Origin of the sequence: Burkholderia sp. WP42 (assembly GCF_000745665.1) — a bacterium.
GTDB lineage: Bacteria > Pseudomonadota > Gammaproteobacteria > Burkholderiales > Burkholderiaceae > Burkholderia > Burkholderia vietnamiensis.
Genome location: NZ_JQJT01000039.1, coordinates 21603 through 44321, shown reverse-complemented (window position 1 = coordinate 44321; position 22719 = coordinate 21603). Strand labels below are relative to the sequence as shown.

The 22719-nt window shown below is 62.1% G+C and carries 25 protein-coding genes; 16 read left to right on the top strand and 9 right to left on the bottom strand.

Translation table 11 applies throughout. The annotated features are described in order from the left end of the window. Positions 1–190 precede the first annotated feature (190 nt). On the top strand, positions 191–508 hold the full coding sequence (locus tag EX20_RS32095) for a hypothetical protein (protein WP_139164716.1): 318 nt from the start codon (positions 191–193) through the stop codon (positions 506–508). On the opposite strand, the gene EX20_RS21370 is transcribed toward EX20_RS32095, so the two are convergent. Beyond that, a complete protein-coding gene (locus EX20_RS21370; RefSeq protein WP_034194660.1) occupies positions 505–1311 on the bottom strand; it encodes an IS5 family transposase in 807 nt (268 codons plus the stop codon). The genes EX20_RS32095 and EX20_RS21370 overlap by 4 nt on opposite strands. A gap of 188 nt (positions 1312–1499) precedes the next feature. Between EX20_RS21370 and EX20_RS21365 the strand changes: the two genes are divergently transcribed. Further along, the gene (locus EX20_RS21365) at positions 1500–1850 is read left to right on the top strand and encodes a hypothetical protein (RefSeq protein ID WP_131929116.1); all 351 of its coding nucleotides are present in this window, start codon (positions 1500–1502) and stop codon (positions 1848–1850) included. Between the two features lie 135 nt (positions 1851–1985). On the opposite strand, the gene EX20_RS21360 is transcribed toward EX20_RS21365, so the two are convergent. Together EX20_RS21360 and EX20_RS33265 are read right to left on the bottom strand one after the other, a co-directional pair. After that, complete coding sequence (locus tag EX20_RS21360; RefSeq protein ID WP_231572274.1) at positions 1986–2249, bottom strand: hypothetical protein; 264 nt, start codon at positions 2247–2249, stop codon at positions 1986–1988. A 150-nt stretch (positions 2250–2399) separates the two neighbouring features. Next, positions 2400–3149 (bottom strand): gamma-glutamylcyclotransferase family protein, encoded by a 750-nt coding sequence (locus tag EX20_RS33265; RefSeq protein WP_309600071.1) that lies wholly within the window; start codon positions 3147–3149, stop codon positions 2400–2402. Here EX20_RS33265 and EX20_RS31085 point away from each other — a divergent pair. Next, the gene (locus EX20_RS31085) at positions 3142–3456 is read left to right on the top strand and encodes an H-NS histone family protein (RefSeq protein ID WP_072465571.1); all 315 of its coding nucleotides are present in this window, start codon (positions 3142–3144) and stop codon (positions 3454–3456) included. The genes EX20_RS33265 and EX20_RS31085 overlap by 8 nt on opposite strands. A gap of 145 nt (positions 3457–3601) precedes the next feature. On the opposite strand, the gene EX20_RS32090 is transcribed toward EX20_RS31085, so the two are convergent. Beyond that, positions 3602–4036: a hypothetical protein gene (locus EX20_RS32090; RefSeq protein WP_131929117.1), complete on the bottom strand. Its 435-nt coding sequence runs from the start codon at positions 4034–4036 to the stop codon at positions 3602–3604. Positions 4037–4370: 334 nt separating this feature from the next. Here EX20_RS32090 and EX20_RS21350 point away from each other — a divergent pair, with 334 nt between their 5' ends. Continuing rightward, positions 4371–4604 carry a helix-turn-helix transcriptional regulator gene (locus tag EX20_RS21350; protein ID WP_051974463.1) on the top strand — a complete coding sequence of 78 codons (234 nt, stop codon included), beginning with the start codon at positions 4371–4373 and terminating at the stop codon, positions 4602–4604. A gap of 232 nt (positions 4605–4836) precedes the next feature. Here the strand turns inward: EX20_RS21350 and EX20_RS21345 are convergent, their stop codons facing one another. The 3 genes from EX20_RS21345 to mobH are packed head-to-tail and all read right to left on the bottom strand — an operon-like array spanning position 4837 to position 9860. Further along, the gene (locus EX20_RS21345) at positions 4837–5535 is read right to left on the bottom strand and encodes an IncC plasmid conjugative DNA transfer DtrJ family protein (RefSeq protein ID WP_034194656.1); all 699 of its coding nucleotides are present in this window, start codon (positions 5533–5535) and stop codon (positions 4837–4839) included. An 11-nt stretch (positions 5536–5546) separates the two neighbouring features. After that, positions 5547–7694: a type IV conjugative transfer system coupling protein TraD gene (gene traD / locus EX20_RS21340; RefSeq protein WP_034194655.1), complete on the bottom strand. Its 2148-nt coding sequence runs from the start codon at positions 7692–7694 to the stop codon at positions 5547–5549. 24 nt (positions 7695–7718) lie between these two features. Continuing rightward, positions 7719–9860, bottom strand: a complete 2142-nt coding sequence (gene mobH, locus EX20_RS21335) for a MobH family relaxase (RefSeq protein WP_034194654.1) — start codon at positions 9858–9860, stop codon at positions 7719–7721. A gap of 625 nt (positions 9861–10485) precedes the next feature. On the opposite strand from mobH, the gene EX20_RS21330 reads away from it, so the two are divergent. Genes EX20_RS21330 through EX20_RS21295 form a run of 8 tightly spaced genes read left to right on the top strand, consistent with a single transcriptional unit; the run spans position 10486 to position 17648 of the window. After that, positions 10486–10995 carry a lytic transglycosylase domain-containing protein gene (locus tag EX20_RS21330; protein ID WP_231572273.1) on the top strand — a complete coding sequence of 170 codons (510 nt, stop codon included), beginning with the start codon at positions 10486–10488 and terminating at the stop codon, positions 10993–10995. Beyond that, positions 10992–12041 carry a CpaF family protein gene (locus EX20_RS21325; RefSeq protein ID WP_034194652.1) on the top strand — a complete coding sequence of 350 codons (1050 nt, stop codon included), beginning with the start codon at positions 10992–10994 and terminating at the stop codon, positions 12039–12041. The genes EX20_RS21330 and EX20_RS21325 overlap by 4 nt, the downstream gene beginning before the upstream one ends. Beyond that, positions 12034–12456, top strand: coding sequence for a hypothetical protein (locus EX20_RS21320; protein WP_034194651.1), 423 nt, complete (start codon positions 12034–12036; stop codon positions 12454–12456). The genes EX20_RS21325 and EX20_RS21320 overlap by 8 nt, the downstream gene beginning before the upstream one ends. A gap of 9 nt (positions 12457–12465) precedes the next feature. Beyond that, positions 12466–12825: a VirB3 family type IV secretion system protein gene (locus EX20_RS21315; RefSeq protein WP_231572272.1), complete on the top strand. Its 360-nt coding sequence runs from the start codon at positions 12466–12468 to the stop codon at positions 12823–12825. Further along, positions 12819–15503 carry a VirB4 family type IV secretion system protein gene (locus EX20_RS21310; protein WP_034194650.1) on the top strand — a complete coding sequence of 895 codons (2685 nt, stop codon included), beginning with the start codon at positions 12819–12821 and terminating at the stop codon, positions 15501–15503. Before EX20_RS21315 ends, EX20_RS21310 begins: the two co-directional genes overlap by 7 nt. Further along, on the top strand, positions 15496–16299 hold the full coding sequence (locus tag EX20_RS21305; protein ID WP_231572271.1) for a TrbJ/VirB5 family protein: 804 nt from the start codon (positions 15496–15498) through the stop codon (positions 16297–16299). Before EX20_RS21310 ends, EX20_RS21305 begins: the two co-directional genes overlap by 8 nt. Positions 16300–16314: 15 nt before the next feature. Then, positions 16315–16599 carry a hypothetical protein gene (locus tag EX20_RS21300; protein WP_034194649.1) on the top strand — a complete coding sequence of 95 codons (285 nt, stop codon included), beginning with the start codon at positions 16315–16317 and terminating at the stop codon, positions 16597–16599. Between the two features lie 20 nt (positions 16600–16619). Beyond that, positions 16620–17648 carry a type IV secretion system protein gene (locus tag EX20_RS21295; protein ID WP_034194648.1) on the top strand — a complete coding sequence of 343 codons (1029 nt, stop codon included), beginning with the start codon at positions 16620–16622 and terminating at the stop codon, positions 17646–17648. Positions 17649–17654: 6 nt separating this feature from the next. On the opposite strand, the gene EX20_RS21290 is transcribed toward EX20_RS21295, so the two are convergent. After that, on the bottom strand, positions 17655–17927 hold the full coding sequence (locus EX20_RS21290) for a hypothetical protein (protein WP_034194647.1): 273 nt from the start codon (positions 17925–17927) through the stop codon (positions 17655–17657). A gap of 75 nt (positions 17928–18002) precedes the next feature. On the opposite strand from EX20_RS21290, the gene EX20_RS21285 reads away from it, so the two are divergent. The 4 genes from EX20_RS21285 to EX20_RS31080 are packed head-to-tail and all read left to right on the top strand — an operon-like array spanning position 18003 to position 21575. Next, positions 18003–18749 (top strand): VirB8/TrbF family protein, encoded by a 747-nt coding sequence (locus tag EX20_RS21285; protein WP_034194646.1) that lies wholly within the window; start codon positions 18003–18005, stop codon positions 18747–18749. Continuing rightward, on the top strand, positions 18746–19774 hold the full coding sequence (locus tag EX20_RS21280) for a TrbG/VirB9 family P-type conjugative transfer protein (RefSeq protein ID WP_034194645.1): 1029 nt from the start codon (positions 18746–18748) through the stop codon (positions 19772–19774). The genes EX20_RS21285 and EX20_RS21280 overlap by 4 nt, the downstream gene beginning before the upstream one ends. Positions 19775–19776: 2 nt before the next feature. Further along, entirely contained in the window at positions 19777–21105 is a 1329-nt protein-coding gene (locus EX20_RS21275; protein WP_034194644.1) for a TraB/TrbI/VirB10 family type IV secretion system protein, read from the top strand. Then, entirely contained in the window at positions 21102–21575 is a 474-nt protein-coding gene (locus EX20_RS31080; RefSeq protein ID WP_072465564.1) for a TrbG/VirB9 family P-type conjugative transfer protein, read from the top strand. Before EX20_RS21275 ends, EX20_RS31080 begins: the two co-directional genes overlap by 4 nt. A 236-nt stretch (positions 21576–21811) precedes the next feature. On the opposite strand, the gene EX20_RS32085 is transcribed toward EX20_RS31080, so the two are convergent. Continuing rightward, positions 21812–22585: a hypothetical protein gene (locus EX20_RS32085; protein WP_131929118.1), complete on the bottom strand. Its 774-nt coding sequence runs from the start codon at positions 22583–22585 to the stop codon at positions 21812–21814. Between the last annotated feature and the right edge of the window lie 134 nt (positions 22586–22719).

The following is a 22719-nucleotide window of genomic DNA, read 5'->3' as shown; positions in this document are numbered from 1 at the left end:
TCGCGGCTGAACGACGACCCAAGCCCGATCCGTTACCGGACGCGGACTCGTGACGTCCATCCTATTGCAGCTGTCAGATTGACAGCGTGGCTTTCATGTATGTGGAAGTGACGAAAGACTTGCCAGGCTTAGGGCATCCACGATAATTCTGGAAGCCTGCTCGTCCCTTTGCCTACGGATAGGTCACAAGATGCCAATTGAAGATTTTTTCGATCAGACACTCAGTCGCCTTGAGCAATTCTACGCAGAGATGCAACCCGCTTCGGGGGTTGTGCTTTATCGTGATGTTGGAGCTCATCGCCAATTTCGGCACGAGACCTTCACCGATGCTCTCGCCTGCTATCTAAAAGGGGTTAAGACAATTTCGACGCTTCGCGCTTGCGTGGTGTTGCTGCGGCATGGCCACACTCAGGAGGTCGGCGCGCTCTGCCGAATGGTCGATGATTTTTGCAACGAGATCTTATTTTTACTGTTACCGCAAGGAGAGGCGGGCCCTAGAGCGTGTTAGCAACTATTGCTAAGGTTTGCGAAATGAACAAGCATGAGCATAGCGAAGACAATGAAGTGGAGTCCAGCCAGCGTTTCAGGCAAACGCTCGTAGTCTCTGGTCAAGCGCCGGAAGCGATTAAGCCAGCCAAAGCTGCGCTCAACCACCCAGCGTCGGGGCAACAGCACAAATCCCTTTTTCGCCTCTGGCAACTTGACCACCTGAAGCTCGATGCCTTCGTCGCGCGCGGCCTCCGCTGGCTCCGCACCCGTGTAGCCTTGGTCAGCAAACGCGATTCTCACTGTCTGTCCCGTGGCGTGCTGCACCTGCCGCGCGAGCTCGCTAACTTGCGCGCGCTCCTGTTCATTGGCTGGCGTGACGTGAACCGCGAGCAACTGGCCCAGCGTGTCCACTGCCATATGCACCTTGCTGCCTCGCTTGCGTTTATAGCCGTCATAGCCCGCACGCGGGCCACTCTCGCAAGTCGACTGCAATGTGCGGCCGTCAAGAATGACCGCGCTCGGCTGCCCACTTCGTCCTTGTGCCACGCGTATTACCGAGCGCAGATCGCTCACCATCGCTTCAAAGCAGCCTGCACGAATCCAGCGTTGCGTCTGCTGATAGACCAGCTCCCACGGCGGGAAGTTGGTCGGCAGCATACGCCACGAGGCACCGGCTCGCGCCATCCAGCGCAGTGCGTTGAACATCTCGCGCAATTCGTATCGGCGTTGGGGGGCGTCGTTGCTCATCAGCGTCAGGTACGGTGCTGCGAAACTCCATTCTTCATCAGACACGTCGCTCGGGTAAGGTTTGCGCTTTTCCATCCGCCCAGGTTACCAGGTCTGAGCTGAAGTTCCTAACACGGTCTAGCGAGGATCAAATCCGGTTTCTTGAAAACTTTTACCAGGAAGAATTTGAACGACCCGACGATCCACTTGGTTCGCCCCAAAAGCGGGCGACAGTTCCGGTCAAGAAGATTCACGCAACTTTTGGTAAGTTGGCCGCAGGTGACGTGAATCCATCAGATTCCCAGGAACTCCTCCGCACGGTTCAACAAGCCTTCTCGGGTTATGTACATGGCGCATACCCGCACATCATGGAATTATTCGGCGGAAATCCACCGTACTTTCATATGTCCGGAATGCTCGGTACACCGCGAGTCGAAGAGTGGCGAGCCCAATTAGTCGGCTATATCCACCGCCTGATAATGACCACGATTTTCGTGGCACGAAAGCTCGATGTCGCCGACCTGGAGACTCCATTGCGCGGGCTTCTGGAGGAGTTCGAAGCGCAAACCGGAACCAAGCCGCTCCTTCCCGCAGACAAGATGCTAGCCCAATACAAGAAGAAACACTCCAGCTAGTCATTCCTCACCAGTGACGTATGAAAATGGGATTCTGTAACCGCGCCGGACTCAGGTACGCGGCTGACGGCGACCCATGCAGCGAGGGCTCCACGCGCGATGACCTGTTTTCTCAAACATCAGTGCAGCCGATGTTCAAGCGAAAAGGTCAAGCTGACGACGATCGGTCCCGCCTGCTTCGGCTTCAACCTTTAGCGGTGTTCGCCGCGCAGCATCGCTTGGCGCGATGCGAAAAAAATCAGGATCAACCCCGGCGTTTTGGGCAGCCTGCAGCCAGTCAGGCGCATCGCCCTCCCCGTTCCACTCGTTTCCACGGGCGTCCCGATAGATCGGCTGGTGTTTAACGTCATGTTCGATCGATTCGGCCAACGCCTCGATCGTGATGCCAAGCTCTTCCATGCGCCGGCGGATCCAGATAATCAGGCGGTCCCGGGCTTCCCCGTCGGCTATTCTTGACTTCATAAGCTCCTTTTCTGCATGAATATGCTATTCGATTCAGGCACACACCGGGCATCCATGGCGGCCGGCGGTGACCCGCAGGGCAGATATTCACTGCCCCGAGGTTGGCGACCGCGCGTCGACGTACACCCAGGCTGAATGACCGGAACGAAGTGAAACGCGGTCGCGACGATATGCGCTGACTTCGTAAGTGTCTGCCTGTCTCAGCTCATCTGCTGTGATCGTGAACATCGTTCCGCGTACCGAGTCGGTGGGATTGCCGGTGTACCGTACTATTGGATGGTGCGTCTTTCCGCTGGTCCTGACCACCTCAGGATCCTCGATCTGCACCATGCCTTGAGCATAGCCGGGCATTTCGTCAGCCCGACCCTCAAGCACTCTGCCAAACGTGGACAACTGCACGGCTTCGAGCTGCAGGGTGCCGTATGAAAAGAGATTTTCGAACCACATGGGCTTCGCGTCGGACATGATAGGGCTACTCTGAAAATGTCGGCCATTGATTTTAAAGCAGTGCAGCCACGACTGGCGCTGGTGGATGCAAGCTGACCGCTCAACTGACGGTTCACCCCATGCAACGAAAGGATATTGCCCGGCGCGGTTCTCCGACGACGAAATGGTTCCCGTGAATCCGAAAACTGCCGCGAAGAGATACCCCCTTTCCTGTGCCGCCGACACAACCCGTGGCGTCACGAACCCAATGTGCGGCCTGTCGTTGCTACAATGGCCAGAGCGAATCTCAGTCACACGAACTACAGTGGCCTCGTCACCGCCGAATAACAAAACCGAGTATTTTTCCTGCAAATAACTGTACTGCAAAAAAACGGAGTCATTGATGGCCACCTATCTTGAACTGAAGGCGAAGGCTGAAGAGTTCGCAGCAAAGGCAGAAGAAGCGCGTCTTTCGGAATTGCAGACTGTTCTTGACGAAGTTCGAGCGCGCATCACGGAATACGGGTTGACGCCCGAGCAGGTGTTCGGCCGTCAACGCGCCACCCGCTCAGGCTCTGCCGCCGCACGCCCGAATGGCCACGCGACACTTCCGCCGATGTACCAGGACCCCAAAACGGGCAACACCTGGAGTGGTCGCGGGCGCGAGCCTTCGTGGATCAAGGGCAAGAGACGCGAAAGATTCCTGATTAAATCCTGAAGGTCATCTGCATCGGCGCGGCGGTTCCGCCTGCCGATCAGTCAACGCACACATAGCCCGCGATACACAATCTGACCATGGTACGTCGTCTCGTGCGCGTTCGCGGCTGGTCGAATCTGTCGATCACGCGTGGCGAAGCATTGCGTTATTCCACGACCTCGCAGATACCCCAACGAGTGTTGATCATTGTACCGGTGCGAACGATGTCCGGTCCGATGACGCGAGCCTGGAACTGGACGGCTGGTTCGCCTGCCGTGCCAGAGAACGGTCCGATTGCCGTCACCTCAAGCTCGAACGTCTGATAGCGAATACGCGAGCCCACGAACGCGCTGGATTTTCTCCGGGCGCCGTTGGCAGGGCGATCCTCTGCGAGAGCCGGATCACGACCGCTGAGAACGAGCCCCCCTTCCGGGCGGACAGATCCGTCGACAATCTCGTCTTCCAGACCGAAGCCAGCTTCATCCTGACATTGGCGCAATGATCCGGAATGGCTACGCGAGACCTGGCCATCGTGAACGGTCTCGCCGTGCCGTTCGACCGCGGAATCGCGCGCTGCGGATAAAGACTCTGGCAAAGGCATCGACGATCCCGGCATCGTTGTGGTTCTGAAGGTGCCATTCTAACAACCGTCTGCCCACAACAACCCTTAATCCAGCCTCCGGCGCTCCGCGGTCGCAACCGTCTGTCCGCAAGAACATGGCGGCCTCAACCCGGATCCTGCTGGGCGTTGGACTACGTGGCGTACCCACTTGGTAACAGAGTGTAACGTCCAGGTCTCCCTGAAAGCGCTTGACGAACTTCGCGACCTCACCAGCAAGCACAGCACATCATGCGTGTGCCCTCCTATCGATGTTGCTGCATACGACAGACTGAGGATAATCAGAAGCGTCCAGCATGCTTGGGAGTCGCACGAAATGGAACAGATCATGCGAATGAAGGATGTCGTGAAAAAGATTGGTCTATGCCGCGCGACGATCTACACGATGATCAGCCGCGGAGAATTTCCACGCCCCATCCGCATCGGCGAGCGGGCAACCGGCTGGCTCGAATCCGAGCTGGAAGCGTGGCTGGTCAGCCGAGCTTCTGCAAAGAAGCCGGCTGGAACCGCCCAGGACCAGACGCACACCATCCGACACCGGATATCCTGACACCCAAACGGGTATTCGCAGTGCAAGGATTCGCGCGACCACTAGCGCCCGAAGCATTTCGGAAGTAAGCAGCCTGATGTCAGGAGGCTGAGTCGTACCCAGGAAGATGATATGGCACCGGGTGTTGAGGCTTGCGATACGGTGCAAGCAACATCAGGGTTGATCCGTGCACGGTATTTCAGGACATCCTCCCATCGGACATTGGCGACTATTGGGTCATTCAGGAGCACCGCTACATGTATTTCTTGAAGTACTTGGCCATGTTCCACACCGCGATCAGAATCATCACTGACACCGGCCAGAACAGCAGATACACCGGCAGGCGTAACGGCACGACCAGCCATATGATCGCCGTCAGCGGTATCACGCCAAACATCAGCAGATGTTTCGCGTGGTGATAGCGGGTCGCCGACTCGTGGCCGCCCTGTTCCCGTCTGACATGACGGGCGACCAGTCCGTCTGCGAGTGCGACGGCGATTGCAAGCAGGAACTGTGGAATCGTCATCACGAGCATCGCGGCGCGGATCCCGAGCAGCTTGATCCCGTACATCGCCACAATGAGCGCTTCGCGCGTCGAACCGGAGAATGCTGGCCGCAGCATTGAGCCCAATCCCTGCGCAGGCAACGTGCCCGCCTGCCACGCCCGCGCGGATGCATCCACGCCAGTCCAGCCGAACCAGCTCCAGTACGCGAGGTCGGCCGCGCGCCGGGTCAGTTCAGGATCCGTCGTCTGCCCGAGGTAATAGCGCACCAAGGCCTCTATCCCACCCACCGGATCGTCGCGCCAGAAAAAATGTGCGGCGCCCAGATCTGCCAAGACCGACAGAAACGAGGCGAGCAGCAGCCACAGCGCCGTATGGATCGCCAGATCGACGATCCAGAAGAATGACTTCACACCATCCGCATTGCTGTCCCTGCGGGTCGCGCTCATGCAACCTCCCCTCAGAATCCTGCGCCTCGACCCTCGACTGCCCACGGCTCGGGGTTCGAGGGCAGACCGTCGCTGCTTGACCACGCGGGCATGAAACTGCCCACCGCTCCACCGATGACGTCCGGTGCCACACCACCTGACTCGTCGAATGGTGAAACCGCCTTCACGTACGACGCGTACTTCGCGCGCATGTCGGCCACCACGTCGTCCAGTCCTGGCAGCCGGATCGGATCGTTCTCGTCCAGCAACGGCAGCCGTACCTTCACAAGCTGGCCACCCTCAATCAGTGCGAACGCCTGCCCCTTCGGCAACTGCGTCAGGTCGGACGCCTGAAGCGTCGGTACCGGCCGGACCGAAATCTGGTCATGCGTCTGTGCGGTGAAATGCACTCCCTCCCCGCGTCGCACCGCATCCGTCGCCGACGACGCCAGCGTCAGTGTCTTCACGTCGACCATGGGCAACTGGTCGGTCAGGATCCTCGCGGTGGTGACATACTTCACGCGCAACATCACGAGCGTGTTGAAGTTGCCGAAAATCTGTTCGGCCTTCGCCCGGGAGCCGATCTTCGCTTCCAGATCGGCGCTTGTCTGCGTGTAGGCCGTCACCTGATACCCTGCGCCACCCGCCTTGTTCACCATCGGCACGAACTCGTCACCCACCAGTTCGTTGAACTCGTCGGCATGGATCGACACCCGGCGTTTGCCGCCACTGGCACTTTGCCCGTAACCATGCCCGTATTTGTAGATCCGGCCCGCGGTCGAGGTCAGATCAGCGAACATCGCGTTACCAACCACGCCCGCGACCTCGAAGTCAGACAGCGCATCGAGCCCGACGTACACGATCCCTCCCCGGTCCATCACGCGGTTCCAGTCGAACACCGGGCGCGGGTCATCCGGATCGCCGTAATCAGGAGACAGCAACTCCGACGTGCGTCCTGTGGTGAGCTTTTCCAGGAGCGGGTACAGCGAAGAGATCAGCTTGTCGAAGTACGAGCGCTCATTGCTGATCACCGACAGCAGGCCGTTCGCGATCGGATCGGTCCAGCCCTGCTGACGGATCAGGTTCGCGACCTGCAGCACTTCCTGGTTGCGCTGCAACCGCATCGCCTGTTTGGCTTCTTCCTTCTCCAGCGGCTCCAGCCCATCCTCCCAGCCAGGGTGATCGCGATCAAGCCAGAAGCGGAAATACCGCAACGCCAGTCCGTCGATGTTCACCGCGTTCTGGTAGATCATCTCGTAGGTCGGACGGATGCCGAGCGCACTCATCGCGCGGGCCATCACGTTCACGAAGCGCCAGACGAAATCCCGGAATGCGGCCGACTGGCCTTCCTTCGGCAGGTTGCCGGCGATGCGTGTCGCCACTTCGGTGATCCTCGAATACGTGCCGATCGGGCTGTACCGCGCGGACTTGTCGGGATAGCCGAGATGGAAGAACGTGAACTCGCTCTCCCGGCCGCAACGCTTCGCCTCCGCATACATGCGCAGCAGCAGGTCGACGTCGCCCTTCGGGTCGAACACGATGACGATGTCACCGCGACGGATATCCTGGGCAACCAGCACCTCGCACAGCCGGGTCTTGCCCACGCGGGTCGTCCCGAGCACGGCCATATGGCCGACGCGCTCAGCGAGGTCGAACCAGATGTCGCGCTCCTCCGGCTCGACGCCGTGCAGTGCTGGATCGCCGCCGACCGGTGGCAGCGGCGCGACCGGGTTCCACCATGCCTGCCGGCGCGTGATACGTGCAAGGCGCCCGTCGGGACGTAGCCGCTCGTAGTCCCGCGCGTGGTCATACAGATCGTTGCGGGCAAGCAACCGCCTGTTTTCGGGCAGCCGGGCCTGATACAGGCGCTGCGTGTGAATGCCGCTCCACCGGAAACCCCGGCCGAGAAACACCTCCCTTTCCGAGCAGGGAATGGCCGCAGCCGGAATCACATACTGGGGCAGACGCCGCAGGTTGCGCTGGAAACGGATCAGTTGCCATGCCTGCCGCCCTCGCACGAAGGCGACTGCGAGCAGCGCAAGCGTCGTTACCCCGCCTGTTGCCGGCGTGACGAGGAATAGCGCGGGATCTGACCAGAGCACGCCCGTCGCCGCGAGCGCGGCAACGGACGACAGCAGTTCGACCGGCCTGCGGAAGCGGTTTTCGACGGGATAGGCCATCTCCATTTCGCTCCCGGTCTACGCTCAGGACTGCGCCGGGCCGTCCCGGTCCTGAGCCGGCTTCTGCTTCGACTGGATCATCGCGTTCGGCGGCGGGACGGGATTGAAGAATCGCTCTGGCTCCGGTACGAGCATCACCGACAGCTGCCGGCCGCCCGCTCCCTTGATGTTGTAGTGGATAAGATATGACCGGCCGGCTCCGCCCGAATCGGCCGCCACGGGATAGCCAGACTTCTGGAAATCGCGCTGAACCTGTTTCCACGGTTCCGGCGTTCTCCCGTCATCCGTGGGTGTCTGTTCGATCGCTTCGGGATGTGCCTGCGCGAAATCACGGAAGACGGCAGGCGTGACAAGTAGCATGCCCTCCGGCACGAAGTGCACGCGCGCCATCGATTCGTTGTACGGCAGCGCGCCGGTGGCGACGCCTTCCTGCACCCAGGCCAGGAAGCGCTCCGCGTTCGGGCGGGGCTGCCGGCCGCCTTCACGCGAAGCAACGGACTTCGCGGGCACCTTCGCTTTCTGTTTCGGGCGCACGGGCGACGTGACCTCGTCCGGAACCGGCCCATCTGCTTTCGGCACCTCGCGTTCATGAGATGCTTCGGCCTGCAATGCGGACGCGCTCTCTGCGTCAGGCAGGAAATCTGCAGCAGCATCGTGCGAAGCCGGTCCGGACACGTCCGTGCCACGAGCCAGCGCAGGTCCATCGCCTGCCGCCCCATGGCGATCGGGAATCACCAGCAACATCGGCACAACCGCGCCCAATTCCTCCGTGTGCGCCTCCGCCGATGGCGGTGAAGCGTCCGCCACTACCGCTGGCCCTGGACCCTCCGTTTCCCGCGGAGCAGACTGGACATCCGCAGCGGCACCTGCACCGGATGAATCCCCCTCATCCGAACCTGCTTCCTTATCCTTGCCCGCCTCGAGCACACGCACCGCGCCGACCGCCAGCGCGCGGGGATACCGCCCCGGGTCTGCATACAGCCGCTCGAGCGGAAAGCGCAGGACGGTAAAGTTCTGCTTCCAGGTGCCGACCGTGATCTCGACGGTCCAGATCGCCCCACCCTCCGGCGTCGGAACGAGCGCCCCGTACTCCTGCCACGTATCGAAGAGCCGGTTGTTGTCGGACGGGATGCCGGCCGCGCCTGGCTGCTGCTGTTCGTGCCGGGCCAGATACGACCGCACAGCTTCGGCGAGCGTCTTTGCGACACACCACAGCGATTCGCCATCGCAGTAGCCGGTAGCACCCGCCCGGTTGAGCGGTAGTTCGCCCTCCGCCAGCAGCCGGCGCAGCCCTTCCATCAGCCGCTCGATCAGCGGAACCGTACGGGCGGTCGCAAACCGTGTGCGCGGCCCGGCAAGCAGGTTCTGCGCAACCGAGCGCCGGTCCGCCTCGCCGACAATCTTCGCGAGTGCGCCGTCCGTCGTTGCGCCGTCGCCCGACAGGTACGCTGCCAGTTCGTCAAGCACAGGCGGATACTGCGCCAGCCAGCCGAGCGTAGCCGATGGAACAAGACGCTGGAGCAGCACGATGGGCAGGCGCGCGTGCGCGCCGTAGTCCCGCTGGGCCGCGTTGGGAAAGTCGACCTGGTACCACTGACCGCCCTGCTCGTTCATGCTGCCTGCCAGCGGTACCCACCGGCGCGTGTCCGTACCGCTGACGAGCTGCACCTTCAGGTCAGCCAGGGGCTTGCCGATGTCATGCAGCAGTGCGGCGATCAGCACCGCATAACTGCAACGCGCGCCGTGCCGCATCTGGTCCTCGGGACTGGCGCCGAGCGGCAAACGATATCCCTCGCGAAAACGCAATGCATATCGGGCCACCTCGAACAGATGGATCAGCAATCCTCCCGGCTGTGCATGATGATGCGACTCCGATGCGGGCAGAAGCTGAACGAATTCGGTGAGTCGCTCGATGAGCGGCTCGACGTCGCGACGTTCATTTTCTGTTGACAGGCCCACGCTGCTGCCGATCCGGTGGGCTGCGCCCTGCATGCCGCTCCGGTCCAGCAGCTCGACGTATCCGAGGACCGGCAGGTGCTGCGCAGACGGCGCTGGTCGCAACACGACCGGCGCAGAAGACGACGCGGGCGGCGACGCCGCCTGATGCGGCCTCGCTGATGCTGGCACGGACAGCCGCAGCCAGGCCAAGGCGGTACTGAATGCCATGTGAGTTTGTAGTGGGTACGGTGAAACTGGAGTTCAAAGAGGACTGCTACCCGATACGTCATGGCCCCACAGTACGCAGCCGGACCAGCGTCGGCCCGAAATGCCTGCATGGAAGCGGGGCACCGGATGCAGTCATGCCGCACACGAGCGCACCCACGCCCAGGGTCGGACCGGCGATCTGTTCCGGGCCTTGTGCAGCGTGCGCTGCAGCGTTTTTGTCCCTTGCGGCAACACCCTTTTTTGCCCTTCACCCTTTGCGCCTTTGAGCGGGTGAAGCGTCTCATCCCGAGCTTCATCCGCGGCCTTTGGATAAGGCCCTTCCCTTTGAATTGTCCTTTGTTCCCCTTACCTTCGCGGCCTTCGTCAACCGCCTTTGTATCTCGCTGGACGGTCCGCCTCACGCCGGGGCCATCGACATGCAACCCGAGAAAAACCTGCTTAAGGAGTCGCACGCCCGCGCAGGCATCCGGCCCACCGGCACGCCGTCGCTGCCTACAGTGAAGCCGTCGGTCCGCTCCCCTGGGCCGACGCGCGCTGTTGGCCTGCCGGGGTGCACCCCGCCCCCGGCAGGCTCTTTTTCCAGCAACTGTCTCGATAGTTAACTGATGAGGTCAAGGTGAAGCGTGTGCGGATCGTTCTGGCTGGTGTCGTCCTCTGTGCGTCGGCCTGCGCCGTCCGGGCGGACTGCATTGACGACGCCGCACGGTTTCATCACCTGAACGCGCGGCTTGTGCGCGCAATCGCAACCGTCGAATCCGGGCAGCACCCGGACGCTGTCCACGTCAACGCGGACGGCACCAGCGATATCGGGCTCATGCAGATCAATAGCCGCTGGCTCAGCACGCTGTCGCGCTTTGGCATTTCTCGCGCCGGACTGTACGACAGTTGCACCAACGCGTACGTCGGCGCATGGATCCTGTCGCAGAACATCCATCGTCTCGGGCTGACGTGGGACGCTATTGGGGCCTACAACGCCGCGACTCAGACGCGGCGCGTTGCGTATGCGCGCCGTGTCTACCGGCAGATCTTCGCGGCACCGGTATCCGCTCAGCCGGATGCGGCGTACCGCGCATCTCCCGCGCCCAGCTTCGTGGCGAAGCTGTTCCAGCCAGTCGCTTGGGGGAATGGACGATGAGCCGGCTCACCTACGAATACGCGATCGAGGTACTCAATGACTACCTCGGCCCGCTACAGGGCATGCTCGCTGACGCAGACGTGCAGGAGATCATGGTCAACCGCGCCGACACGATCTTTGTCGAGCGCCATGGCGTCATCTCCTACGTCGCGGGCTGCGACCTCGACCCGGACGCGCTCGACCGGGCCATCACGATTCTGGCCAATGTCAATGCAAAGGAGCAGACACCATTGCTTGACGCGCGGCTACCCGGTCTACGCATCGCGGCCGCCCGTCATCCGGTTGCCGTTCACGGTGACATGCTGTCGATCCGCAAGCATGCACGCCGCCGCATCGGACTCGCCGAGTACGAACGCACGGGTGCCTTCAACGTCCTTCCGGCGGGACAAACTCCCGTTGCGCGCCGTCGCAACGCCGCGCTGCTCGGGCGGCTCGCAGATGGCGGCATGGCACTGCTTGAATTCTTCCAGTGGGTCATGCGCGAACGGATCAACGTCGCGTTTTCCGGTGGCACCTCCTCGGGCAAGACCACACTGCTGAACGCGATGATCGACGCGATGCCACAGGCCGACCGGATCGTCACCATCGAGGACACGGCCGAACTGCAGGTTCATGCGCCCAACCAGGTGGCGTTCGAGACCAACCTGGGCATCACGATCCGCGACCTGGTTCGCTTTTCCCTGCGCATCCGCCCTGACCGGATCATCGTCGGCGAAGTCCGCGGTGCCGAAGCCTTCGACCTGATGGAAGCGCTCAATACGGGCCACCCCGGCTCCATCGTGTCCTTTCACGCCGACTCCGCGGACACCGCGCCCACACGCCTCGAATCGCTCATCCGCATGAGCGACGAGGGGCGCCTCATGACCATCACGGATCTGCGCCAGAAGATCGCCTCAACGTTCCGCTTCTTCGTGCACGCCGAGCGTCAGGGCGCGGTACGTGGGCCCGTCGAGATCCGCGAGGTACTCGGCGTCCAGAACGACCGGTACCAGACGCGTTGCCTGTTCTCGCGCTTCGGCGCCGTCGAGGATTCCGTCCATGCCTGACACGACACGTACCTCCCGGGTTGCAGGCGCGACCCGCCGCGCGGCCTCGCGTGCCTGCCGCTACTGCAGCGAAGTTCGCTTGGCGTGGCGAAGTCTGCTGATCCAGCACGAACGCCCCTTGCGCGCCGTCCTGGTTGCCCTGTGGCTCGGGTCAATCCCGGCAATCGCGCACGCAGGCATCTGGAATGGTGGCCTGTGCACCGTCTATCAGGACGTGCTCGACAACGAGCTACTCGAAGTCGTCTCGCTGTCCGCGCTCGTGGGCTCCATCGTCCTGTGGCTGCTCGATGACGGTCGCAGCAACATCAAGACTCACGTCCTGCGTGGCGTGCTCGGCACGCTCTCGATCCTGAACATGCCGCTTCTGTGGGCACAGGTCTTCAACCACGGCGCTGCCTGCTCCGGTTCCGTCTGAGCGCAATACATGATGGAAAAGCTGCCACCCGATTCCCGCGCACCAACCGGCGAGCCCGACGATCCGCTCGCTGCCCGCATCCACAAGACGATGCTCGAACAGTTCCTGCTCCTCGGCATCGACCGCAAGTGGTGCATCGCGCAGTGTGCGATCGTCATTACCTTCGCCGCCGGCATGCGCACGTGGTGGGTACTGCTCGCGGTGCTGGTCACGCATCCCGTACTGTGGCTCGCGGTGCGGCGCGATCCGGACCAGATCCGCTGCTACACCAGATACAGCCGCCAGGGAGACTACTACGAGCCGCGCCAGTTGCTGCGCCAGAAGGTCAACGCCCGTCCGAAGGGCTTTGCGCGGGGAATGCCATGCTGACGCCCCCCTTCGCACGCTCCCCGTTCGACGCCGAACCACTCGCGCGCATCGAACAGCGCACCGACGGTGACCGCCGGGCGTCGGCGGAACTCGTGCCGTGGCTCTTCCGTTTCAGCGACACGCTTGTCGTCAACAAGGATTCGGCGATCATGGCCACCTATGGCTTCTCGGGACCGGACGCCGATGCGCTTTCGACGGGCCACGTCCTCGAACTGATGGACAACCTGGTCACGTCGCTACGCGACATGGCGCGCCGCCCCATCACGATGTGGTGGACGGTTCACCGCCGGCGCAGTGCCCAGTACCTCAGCGTGCCCATGCCGGATACCGTCTCGCAGCGGGTCGACGACGCGCGCCGGGCCACGTTCGAGCAGACAGCAAACTACACGAACCGGCACTTCGTGACGTTCACTCTGGCCCCCGAGGTCGGGATCGACCGCTTCGCCGGCAAGGTCACGCATGGCATGACGCACGATGACCTTTCCCTCATCCAGTCGCTGGTGCAGGCCGTGCGCGGTACGTTTTCCGACCAGTACCTGTTCGCCTATACCGCATCGGAACTCAGAGGCGTCGTCGAGACCTTCGAGAATCTCCTTTTCGGCTTCACGGCGAGCAATCCGCGCCTGGACTGCCATCGGCTGTCCGGTCCCGAACTCGGCGCCTTCATGCACGCGTGCTGCTCACCGCCCGGTGACGACCTGCCAGCCGTCGCGGTGCCCGACATCCCGGCGCTCGACCTCGCGATGTGTGACGCCGAAGTACGGCCCGGTCACGACTACCTGCACTTCTACGCCGGTGGGCGACAACGCTTCGGCATCGCGGCAGGCATTCCAGCCCGCCGCGACTTCTGGCCCGACAGCGTGCTGCCGACCAGTCTCGACGGTCTGCTGAAGGTCCCCGGTGAACTGACGGTCTCCCACTGCTTCCGGCTCGCAACACCAACTGCGGCGATGCGCTTCATCAACGGCGTCCGCCGCTATCACGAGGGACGCCGTCTCGACACACGCTCGCTGCTCGCGGCCACCCTGCGCGGTGGCGACATGTCCGGCGCGCGCCAGAACCAGGCGCGATCTGCCGCGGCCGACGATGCCAATCGCAGGGCCGGCCGCGTCGAGATGGCCGAAGAAGTCTACGGGTATTACAACCTCTCCGTGTTGTCGTATTCGCCGGTATTCGAGACCAGCCCCTTCGATGACGGAGGTGCGGCCGAAGCGGCGTGGATGCAGGCCGTCACCACCCACAAGGCTGTCGAGGAAGCGCTACGGGCAGCCCACTTCACGCCGGTACGCGAAACGCTCCACGCGCTCTCGGCGTTTGCCACCACGATTCCGGGCATGTGGCGCGAATGTGCGCGATGGGCGTTCATCGACACCGGGGCACTGGCGCGCCTGCTACCGCTGCGTGGTGTTCTCGATGGCCACCGGATCAACCGGCACCTGAGCAAGGAAACCGGAGCGCTGTGCCCGGCACTCGCCGCGTTTCCGACCGAGTTTGGCACCCCCTACTGGTTCACCGGCTTCCTTGGCGATGTCGGCCACATGCTCGTATGTGGCCGGACCGGGTTCGGCAAGACGATCTTCATGCTGCTGTGCGCCACGCTCTTTCGCAAGTATCCAGACGCCTGGCTGTATGGCTTCGACAAGGATCTGTCGATGCGCATTCCGACCATGCTTCAGGGCGGCCGCTACATGCAGTTCGATTCCCAAGCGGCCGCCGTGCATGCCGACGAGCGCGCTCAGATGAATCCGCTCGTGCTGCTCGCCGACCCGCGACATCTGGAGTTTCTCTCCGAATGGATCATCCTGCTCGTCCAGCAGCGCGGAACCTATCGCGTCACTGCGGCAGACCGGCGGGAGCTCGAAACGTCGCTGGCCGCGACGCGCAGCCGTGCCGATCACCGCCTGTGGCGGCTACGTACGGTCCACGCGTCACTGCCCGCCGGACCACTCGCAGACGAACTGGCGCTCTGGGTTGGCAGCGCCGTCCACGCCCATTATTTTGATAACGTCGACGACAGCTTCGACGACTCGCACTGGGTCTCGATGGCAACAGACCGGATACTGGGGAGTCCCGTCGTCGCGCGACCATTCCTGTCATACGTCACCTACCGCATCCAGGACTCACTGGAGCAGCGGCGTGCCAGGGGGCTCATCGGCCCGACGCTCGTGATGCTCCCCGAAATCTGGAACCTCCTGGACGACGAGGCCTTCGCCGCGCAGATCGGCAACTGGATTGTCACGATGCGCAAGAAGCTCGGCTGCGTGTGGATGGATGCCCAGTCGCCCGAGCAGGTGTCGTCCTCCGCCATCTGGCCGCAGATCCGCGACAACGTGCTCGTGCGCGTGTTCGTGCCCGTCGAGAACTTCACACCTTCGGCGAGAGCCGCATACCAGCGGGACTTCGGACTCTCGGACGGACAGATCCGCACGATCCAGAAGCTCGTGGCAAAGCGCGACTACTTCATCGCCGAACAGGGTGGCGCGTCGCGCCGCATTTCCGTCCCCCTCGATCCTGTCTCGATTGCGATCCTGCGCTCCGAAATGAGCGCCCAGATCATGTTCGACCGGCATCTGCATTCCGGCTTTCCCGACTGGAAAGAACGCTATATCGATGAGGCAACGGCACAGGCCCGCGGCGACTCCGCAACGCAGTCATGGCTGGAGGTCGCTCATGCGTAATGGTCCGCTTTATCGCACGGGAATTGCCCTCGTTGCCGCTGCGCTTCTGTACGCCAATGCTGCGCGAGCCGGCGGTGGACTGGACGGCGGTGCCACCGAGATTACGCAGCTCGCGAACCACGCCGAACTGATCTCATCGGTCGCGCAGCAGGCACAGATGGTCGAGCAGAACGTCCAGGCACAGATCACGCGCCTGCAGCAGTATGTGACGATGGTGCAGAACCTCAAGCAGGTCCCGACCTCGCTGATCAGCCAGACGATCGCCCCCTACCGCACCCAGATTTCCAGTTTCCAGTCGCTCTCGACCGCGGTCACGCAGCTCCAGTCGGCGGCCAACGCCACGAACCAGTTGTTCGGACGCAGCCTGTCGGAAATGAATACGACTGGCATGTCGCCGTCGCAATGGCTGTCTGCGTACACGACCCTCGCCTCGACGCGCGGCGGTCTCTACCAGCAGCAACTGACGCAGGACATGCAGAACCTGAACGCGCTGGCCACGCGTGCCCAGAACCTGCAGCAGATCCAGTCCCAGATCCCCAACGTGACCGGCACGGTGCAGGGTCTGCAGATGCTCAACCAGCAGTCGAATGTTCTGGCCGGCGAAATGGTCGACCTGCACGCGCTGATGCAGCGCCAGGTCGCGCAACAGATGCAGGACCGGGCCAGCCAGGCGCAGGCGCAGGGGAATGCCGCACAGCTTGCCACTGCGCGCTCGGCCGCGATGGGACAGGTCAACGAGCAGGAGCAGCAGACGACGCAGGGTGCCCCTGACTTCAGCCTGTTGCAGGACCAGTGAGCGAGGAGATCGACCGTGTTGCTGCGCTGGCTGATCCACACCCTTTGCATGACACCGGCCGAACTGCGTCTCGTCCTGGAAGGCGTGCGTGCTTATCGCCAGTACAGCCAGCAGTCTCCGCAAGAACGCGATCCGCAGTGGCGCTTCGACCGGCGGATCACCCGCAACGTGCGCTTGTCATTGCTGACCGGTCTGCTCATCGTCCACATCGACAGCCCGCACGTCTTTGCGGCCGGTCTGATTGCGCTGCCTCTCGCAGTCCTCATCGCCCTGTTGCGGCTCGTCGGGACATTGCGTTGAGCATGCCCGGAACCTGAATCATGAACGACGTCATCTCGGTCCTCAACACGCTGTTCTCCACCATGCAGACGACCGGAACCGGCCTGCAGACGCTGTTCCTGTCCGATGGTATCGACCTGCTCGCCGCACTCGGACTGATCATGGCCACCTGGCACGTGTTCCTGTGGCTGCTCGAGGGGGATTTCCCCGGGTTCTTCGCGAACCTCTTCCGCCACCTGATCAGGTGCGCGGTCATCCTCGTGATGCTCACCACCTGGAGCAGCACCGTCCACAGTTATTTCGTCGACAACATGCAGACGATGGCCACCCGTGTATCGGGCGGACAGGGCAATCCCGGTGACCTGCTCCGCACGCTCGTCAATGCTGCGTCGACCATCATGCAGGGTGTGCGCACCCAAGCCGCGCAGGTGTGCCAGGACGTCCCTGACGTAACGCCAGAAGGCGTCGTGATCGCTAATACCAATCATCAGGAATGCGGATCGACCAGCGACACGGGAGCGAACTCTGCAGGACTGAGTTCGATCTGGACGCTCGTCAAAAATTTGCCCCTGATCCTGCTCGCATTCCTTGCAAAAGCCCTGGCAATCATCGCGATCACGCTGATGACGCTGATCTTCGTAGTAGTCGTGCAGTTCGGCTCCTTCCTGCTCGATATCGCGTTCTGCCTGGGGCCAGTGCTGATTCCCTGGTACGTGCTGCCAGCGGGTGAATTCCTGTTTGATGGCTGGTTGAAGTTCACGGTTTCAGCAGGCCTGTTCAAGGTGGTCGCCTGGCTGATGATGGCCATCGTCAACAGCGGCGTACTACCCGGTATTCAGAGTCTCGTGCAGCAGGCAGCAACGCAGAACGGTACGAACAGCGACGCGTACTACGCGACGAACTACCTTGCGATGCTGGCGCTCGCGCTCGTCTGCGGTGTCGGCGCTTACATGATGTGGCAAGTGCCCGATATTGCGAAGGGCTTGGTATCCGGCGGTGGCGCAGGTGGCCTTGGCGGATTTGGCAAGGGGGTGATCGGAAGAAAGATCACCCCGAAGGCACTTCAGTAACGGAGCCTAACGACGATGTTGCCGCTGCTCGAACTCTCGGATCGAATTGAGCCTGCTCCAGTAAGCATCGGCCTGCCTGCGCCTATCCTCCGCATCTCGGAGCGCGTCATCCATCTGCTTCGGCGTGGTACTAATCCACGACCAGATCAGGAAAACCACGGCACCCGCAAGCATCATCGCAACGCCAAAATGCTGCGCGCCGACCTGGTACAGGACGAACGCCGCAAAGATGAGAATCGGCAGCACGAAATACAGCAGGATGATCTTGAGCTTTGCCATGACGGCACCCTTGCAGCTGGTGAACTGGATCCCAGTGTAGCACCGCGGGCTTTGGCCTGCGCAGGGGCGTGAGCGATGCGAAAGAAGCTCTCCCCCGCATTTTCACAGCCCGCCGCGGCGTCCGAAGCTGACCTGCCCGCTCCGCCCAATACGGGCGAAGCGGTCGCCGCGTGGTTTGCCGCATTCCAGAAGCCGCTCTGGGAAAAGCGGCTCGCGATCAAGCTGGCCGCCGCGTTTGCGCTGATCGCGGCAGGAGAATGCGCCGCACTGATCGTCCAGAGCACGCATAGCGGTCCCCGTCCCTATTTTGTTGAGCATGATGAACGCACCGGTGCCGTGTGGGTATCCGACCGCTATGCCGAGGCCTATTCCGTCACCGCGGCGAACAAGCGCTATTTCCTCGTCAAATGGGCGTCACGCGTGTTCACGATCGAGGCGGACAGCCAGGATACCCTCACACGCCAGATCCCGGCCGCGTTCGGCTGGACCTCGGGTGCCGCCACCCAGGAACTCGAAACGTACATCACAACGACGGATCCCGTGGCGCAGCGCGTCGTGCAGACGCCCGGACTCACACGCGAATTCGTCGAGAACTCCACGTCGTTCTCGCCCGACGGCCAGCTCGCGTATCTGATCTTCACGCTGATCGAAAGCGTCAACGGCAAACCATCCCACCCGAAGCAGATGCTGCTCACGGCCAGCTTCCTGCTCGCGCCGGAAACGCTGAAGCCTGGCGAGGAGAAGGACAACCCGATCGGACTTCGTATCACCCATTTCAGCCTCACGCCCTACCTGGGCGTCAATCCGGGAGCGACGCAATGAACGTCATCCTCACCCTCACCTGCTCAACGGCTGTCGTCCTCGCCAGCATGGCCCATGCCTTCGCGCAGACCTCGACCGTCCCGTCGGACTCGCCAGCACCGCTACCTGCAAGTGCCCCAGTTCCCGCCTCCGCTCCGTCCGGGAAACCAGGAGACCGTCACACCATCGTCGCTCCCAGGGAAGAACGGCATGCGGTCGCGCACCGGCCGCTCAACGGACCGTATCCTTCCGCCGACAGCCCCTCGCTCGTGGTCTACGACTACGATCCGGATTACCTCTATCCGGTTTTTGTGCGCACGAACGAGGAAACGCATCTGGTTTTCGGCGAGGACGAAGAAGTCACCGGTGTCTATCTGTCCGACACCGGCAAACGCTGGCTCCAGCATACGGCGCTCACGAAACGCGACGTGTTCATCGAGGCGCGCCTGCCCGGACTCGACAACGCCGCGACAATCATCACATCCCGCCGCCGCTATGAGCTCGACCTGCGCTCATCCGATGACAGCAAGGTATATCACCGTGTCTCGTGGCACTACCTCGACGCGGACGCGCAGTCGCCTGCGGTGCAGACGTCTCCGTTCGGAGTCGAGTATCCAGGCAACGTCCCGTCGTCCACCGGCACAGCCCCCGATGCCGGCTCGTACGACACGCCAGCCACGTCCAACGCCCGGCGCACCGCCGCACCACGCATCGGTCTCGACCACACGAACTTTGACTACCGCGTCGAGGGAACCGCGCCATTCGCTCCGCTAATCGTTTTCGATGATGGCCACTTCACGTTCCTGCAGTTCCCCCATCGAGCCGAGTTGCCCGCGATCCTGCTGATGGACGAAAAGGGCCAGGCCGAAATCGCAAGCTTCATCCCGCTTGGCAACGACTTCTATGAGGTCCAGCAGACTGTTCAGTATGGCCTGCTGCTCAAGCGGGGAAAGCAGGAGGTCAAAGTCTTCAACGGGCGGGGCAACGGCTGCGGAATCTTCGGCTGCGATTCGGCCCGTATGAAGAACGTCTACGGGGGCCCGTAATCATGGCCGCCCCCGACAACCCTGGTGGTTCGCTTACGCCGGATCCACAGCGACTCACCCGCATCCGGCGAAACCTGGCAAAGACGCTGCTGATCGCGCTCTGCTCAGCATTGCTTGCCATCGTCCTCGTTCACGCGCTGTCGCATCCGCACGAAACCGCAGCCGAGCGGCTCCAGCGCGAACAACTTGAAGCTGATGCCCGGCAACCCCAGGCGTCCCCGGATGCAATACGCAAGCGCCTCCAGGATCAACGCAACCTGGCGATGGCACGGGCGGGCACTGCCGCATCGGCTGCGAGCGCACCGCTCGGCGGAACACCGCTTGATGGTATTCCGGCAGGCGTTCCTGGCGATGACACTGGCCCGCTACCGCCGGACTTGCATGGCACTCCCCAGCGGCCTGACGCCAGCGACGCGGACCGCCTTGCTCTACAGCGGCAGATCGAGGCAATGCAGAGCCAGTCGCTGGTCGCGTATGAAGACACGAGCGGCGAGACGGCACAGGGCACCGGCGGTCTTTCACTGGACCAGCTGGCCAGCAGCCTCACCAGGGCTCCAGACGGACAGACAACGTCTGGTCCGTCGAACGCCGGTCACGATCAGCAAGGTTCCACGGCCGGACTGTCACCCGTGAGTGCCGCCAGCGCTACGGACCGGCGCAACGGGGACTGGCTGAAACAGCAGGCCCAGCAGGACGATGACGAAAAACCACTGAGACCGGTACCGCTCGGTTCGCCCTATATGGTCGTCGGCGGAACCCCGATTCCGACCGTCATCCTGCAGGGCGCGAAGAGTGACATGCCTGGCACTTTTCGCACGATGGTCGACCGCGACATCTACGACAGTATTGACGGCACGTGCCTGCTGATCCCGAAGGGAACCCGTATCCTCGGGCGGACCAACAACGACGTCGCGATTGGCCAGGACCTGATGCTCATGGCCGCAACCAGAATGATCTTCCGCCACGCCACGATGCGCCTCGACGGACTACCCGGCAACGACCCGGACGGCGAAGCCGGCGTCAGTGCCGACGTCAATAATCATTTCTTCAAGATATTCGGCTCGACATTCCTGATCGCAGGTGTGGCAGCCTGGGTCGGCCACAACCAGAACCAGCAGAGCGGAACGACGATCAACATCAACGGTGGCGTGTCGACGGACCTGTCCGATGCCGCGGCGCAGTCCCTGTCCCAGACGACCCAGACCATCCTTCAACGCAACATGAACATCCAGCCGACGCTAAGGGTGGAACCGGGCCAGCGCATCACGTTCATCACACAGCGGGACATGATGCTGCCGCCCAACATTACTGACGGGAGCTGCAATCGATGAAACACGCCACCACCCTGCTTTCTGCAACCGTTCTGGTCGCCGGCTGCCTGCTTCAGTCAGCCTGTGCTGCACCACCGCCTGTGGAAGGACCGGTCTATGACTTCGACTGGCGTCTGAGCGGTGCGGCCGAAGTTCGACCCTACCAGGTGTTTGACGATGGCCAGAGAGTTTTCCTGCAGTTTGACGATCCGAAGCGCGTACCCGCCATCTTCGCAGACACACCGGGTGGCCTCGTTCTTTTGCGCTGGCGTCCCGATCCACCGTATGTTGTCGTCGACCGAATGGACCCTGCACTGGTCTTCCGCGCGGGAGGCTGGGAAGCCCGTGCAGTACGGACGGTGCCCGGCGGCCCACCCCGGATGGCGCAGTTCGGGACAGCCCGGCCATCAGGGGACGCCCCGGTCACCGCGCCCAGGCAAGTTAGCGGCGCACCTGCACGCAGCATCAATCCGCCGCCCGACGACAGATAACGCGGGCAAGATGCCTCGGCCAGTCAGGCAATGCTCCCAGGAAGCGCATCTATGCCGGGATTAAACGGGTATTCGGATTCAGCGGTTGACGCCCGCAATACATGTTGCATTGCGAGAACCTGACATCTTAAACATGTGTGGGACATCAGGCACATGTCGACCCAAACGAACCTTTCGCGGCTCCGAACAGCCCGCCCAAAACCGGTCTTTCAGAACGGGGCTGAGCGCCCCGCGACTTACGCTGCAAAGTGGCCCGATCCAACTGTGTGAGGATCGCAAATCGGGCCGGCGTCATCCAGGAGCGAAGTCGCGAATTGCACTTGAGTACCCCGAACATATCCGTCGTTCGGTCGCCAGCGGTTTTGAACTCCGATCAATTTAAGTTCGCTCGGATCCCGGAACACACCCTCTTGCGGTTCGGTAAAGAGCCAAATGCCGCCGCCGCTCACGCCATGCGGATCCGGCGCTTCGACCGTTCCTTCTTGGGAGGATGAGATGTTCGACGTCTTGTTGTACTCGAGTGCGATGTCGTGCGACTGGTCGAGGTCTGAAGGAAACGGGTCGCAAGAGATGGTCACGTAGCACATCGGCACCGCGTTGAAAGTTTTATTGGCCAGCGACGCCTGTGACAATTCACGGGGTGTGCCATAGACGGCAAAACGCCGCGATTCGTCTACCGAAACTCCTTTAAGGACGCGCGTCTCTGGCAGGAAATCTTTGGAGGTCGAGATCTCGTCGGCTCCTTCCGCACTCAATACCAGCAGCGCAATGTCGAGAGAATCTAGATCCCCTCCACCGATTGCCAGAATTCGCCGAACAAACGCGTTATTCGTGTTGCTGCCGCTGCGAAATATTACGCCGATAGCACGCGGGTTCCGCTTCCGTCCCTGGCTGTCCTGTACCACATGAGCTGCGGTCAAAAGGTAGCGAGCGCCTCGCAGCTCGATGCATGTCGCGCTTCCCAACATGACGGGCCTGTCGACATTCAGATCCCAGATCAGCAGCGTCACTGAGTGCCGCTCCAAACTTTGCCGAACCGCAGCGATGGTCTGTCGAAACCGTGGCAACTCTTGATCATCGGCAACATCTGTCATCTGCATCATCCCAGTGAATATGAAATACCATTTGGCGCTACCGCGCTCGT